The 2,358-nt window shown below is 68.4% G+C and carries 3 protein-coding genes; 2 read left to right on the forward strand and 1 reads right to left on the reverse strand.

Going from position 1 to position 2,358, the window contains the following annotated elements; all coding sequences use genetic code 11:
* Positions 1 to 139: 139 nt before the first annotated feature.
* The gene (locus JYJ84_RS34415; protein ID WP_175218999.1) at positions 140 to 343 is read left to right on the forward strand and encodes a hypothetical protein; all 204 of its coding nucleotides are present in this window, start codon (positions 140 to 142) and stop codon (positions 341 to 343) included.
* Positions 344 to 402: 59 nt separating this feature from the next.
* On the opposite strand, the gene JYJ84_RS34420 is transcribed toward JYJ84_RS34415, so the two are convergent.
* Positions 403 to 1,341, reverse strand: a complete 939-nt coding sequence (locus tag JYJ84_RS34420) for a LysR substrate-binding domain-containing protein (RefSeq protein WP_011356424.1) — start codon at positions 1,339 to 1,341, stop codon at positions 403 to 405.
* 213 nt (positions 1,342 to 1,554) lie between these two features.
* On the opposite strand from JYJ84_RS34420, the gene JYJ84_RS34425 reads away from it, so the two are divergent.
* A partial coding sequence (locus JYJ84_RS34425) for a LysR family transcriptional regulator (protein ID WP_205171935.1) occupies positions 1,555 to 2,358 on the forward strand: 804 nt, incomplete at its 3' end.

Consider the following 2,358-nt stretch of genomic DNA (forward strand, 5'->3'; position numbering starts at 1 on the left):
GGGATTGTGGACGACGATGAACGTGTCGCTTTCCGGGGCGACGAAACGGCCGTTCACGTAATTGCGTTCGGTGCGCATGAAGTGACTCCTCCGATGAATGCAGGCGGATCGCTTCGAGTGGCGACACGCGTGGCACGGGATGGAGGCCATTCTGTTCATGCGTTTAGCGCACGACAAACGACTTATTTTCGTGCCGGGCATGAGAAAAACGCACGTTACTCGGCGGATCGGCCGGAGTCGCCTGTCGGGCAAGGCTGCTGCGGCGCGGGCCGGGGCGGGGCAGCCGGTGGTCGGGAAGGATTTTCAGGCGGGGCTGGATGCGGACGGGCGAGGAAGCCGGTAAGGTGTCGCCCGCGGCCGGTGGTCGACGGCGATCGAGGGCGATCGGGTCGGGGCGCGTGGTCAGGCCAGCGGCACTTGCGGCAGTGGCGACGACGGTTCGAGATGGCGCTTCGCGAGCCAGACTTCCTGCTGCAGCCAGTCGCGGAACTGGACGATGTGCGGCAGGTTCGTCTGCTCGGGCCGCGTGACGAACCAGTACGACTGGTGGCCATCGACGTGCACGTTGAGCACCTGCATCAGTTGCCCGGTTGCGAGTTCGCGCGCGACCATGTGGCGGTCGGCGATCGTGATGCCGAGACCGTCGATGGCCGCGCGGATCGCGTGGTCGAGCAGGTCGAATTCGTAGCCGCCGCGCGTGTCGACGTCGGCGATACCGGCGGCCTTCAGCCAGTGCTGCCAGGTCAGGTAGCGCTGGTCGTCGGTGGCGAGCACGTGCAGCAGCGTGAAGCGGTTCAGGTCGATCGGCGCGCCGTCCTGTCGCAGCCGCGCATACAGCGCGGGCGCGCAGACGGCGATATGCTGCTCCTGCATCAGCAGCGCGTTGTCGAAGCCGTCCCATTCGCCGTCGCCGAACCGGATCGCGCAGTCGAGCACGCGCGATTCGCCGAGGCTGTCGTGAATGCGGGTCGTGAGGCTCAGCTCGAATTCGGGATGCGCATCGCGCAGCCGGCCGAGGCGCGGCATCAGCCAGCGCGCGGCGAAGGTGGGCGGCACGTTCGCGCGCAGGCGGTTCAGGTGGGTTTTTTCCTGCAGGCTGCGCACGGTCAGCTCGATCTTGTCGAACGATTGCTGCAGCGCGCGCAGCAGCACGCGGCCGGCCGCCGTCAGTTCGAGCTGGTGATGGCGGCGCTCGAGCAGGGTTTCGCCGAGCTGGCCCTCGAGCTGGCGAACCTGGCGGCTCACCGCGCTCTGCGTCACGTTGAGCAGCTCGGCCGCGCGCGTGAAGCTGCCGGTGCGGCCGGCCATCTCGAAGGCTTTCAGCGCATTCAGCGCCGGCATCTTGCGTCTCACGGGGCGGTGTCGTGTTTGGTGCGGGATGCTTATTGTAGGCGGGTGGCGCGGGCGCGGGGACGATGAATCGCGGCGACGGAGGGCGCCGGGGTTTGACTGTATGGCAGTCGGCGCGCCTTGCTGTGACAAGGCTGGCCGCAGGAGGGCCGGCGATGCCGGCCGGCAACGACACGAACGATACGAACGAAAGGGACACACATCATGCGACGCCTGCCATCGTTGATCGCGCTGCGATTTTTCGAGGAGACCGCGCGTCACCTGAGCTTCAACCGCGCGGCGGTCTCGCTGTGCGTGACGCAGGGGGCGGTGAGCCGGCAGATCCGGCTGCTCGAGGAAGCGCTCGGCGCGCGGCTGTTCGAGCGCGATCACAAGGGCGTGCGCCTGACCGATGCCGGCCAGCGGTTGCTGCCGTTCGTCGGGCAGGCGTTCGACACGATCGAGCGTGGCGTCGGCGAAATCGCTGCGACGCGGCCGGGTGCGAAGCGGCGGCTGACGGTGTCGCTGCCGCCGACGTTCGCGACGCAGTGGTTCTCGCCGCGGCTCGGCACGCTCGCGGAGGCGCTGCCCGACGTCGAACTGTCGATCCGCACGGAGCCGGCTGACGATTGCCATTGCCACATCCGCTTCGGGCGCGCGGCGCGCGCGGGGATGCAATCGGAGCTGCTGATGATGGAGCGGCATGCGCTCGTCGGCGCACCGCGCTATCGCGGCGATGCGCTCGACGTGCTGCTCGGCCGGCTGCCGTCGCTGCATGTGCTGCACGAAGGCAAGCGCCTGACCCTGTGGGCCGACTGGTGCGAGCAGGCGGGCGTGCCGCCGGCGCTGATCGGCGACGGTATCGAGTTTTCGACGCTCGAACAGGCGATCCGCGCGGCGCGCAAGGGCGCGGGGCTCGCGGTGGTCGACCTGAACATGATCGAGGAGGAGATCGGCGAAGGCAGCCTCGTGCGGCTGTCGCCGGTGCAGCCGATCGGGCCGTTTGGGTATTGGCTCGATGTCGAGCCG

It is taken from the genome of Burkholderia sp. LMG 13014, assembly GCF_905232215.1.
GTDB lineage: Bacteria > Pseudomonadota > Gammaproteobacteria > Burkholderiales > Burkholderiaceae > Burkholderia.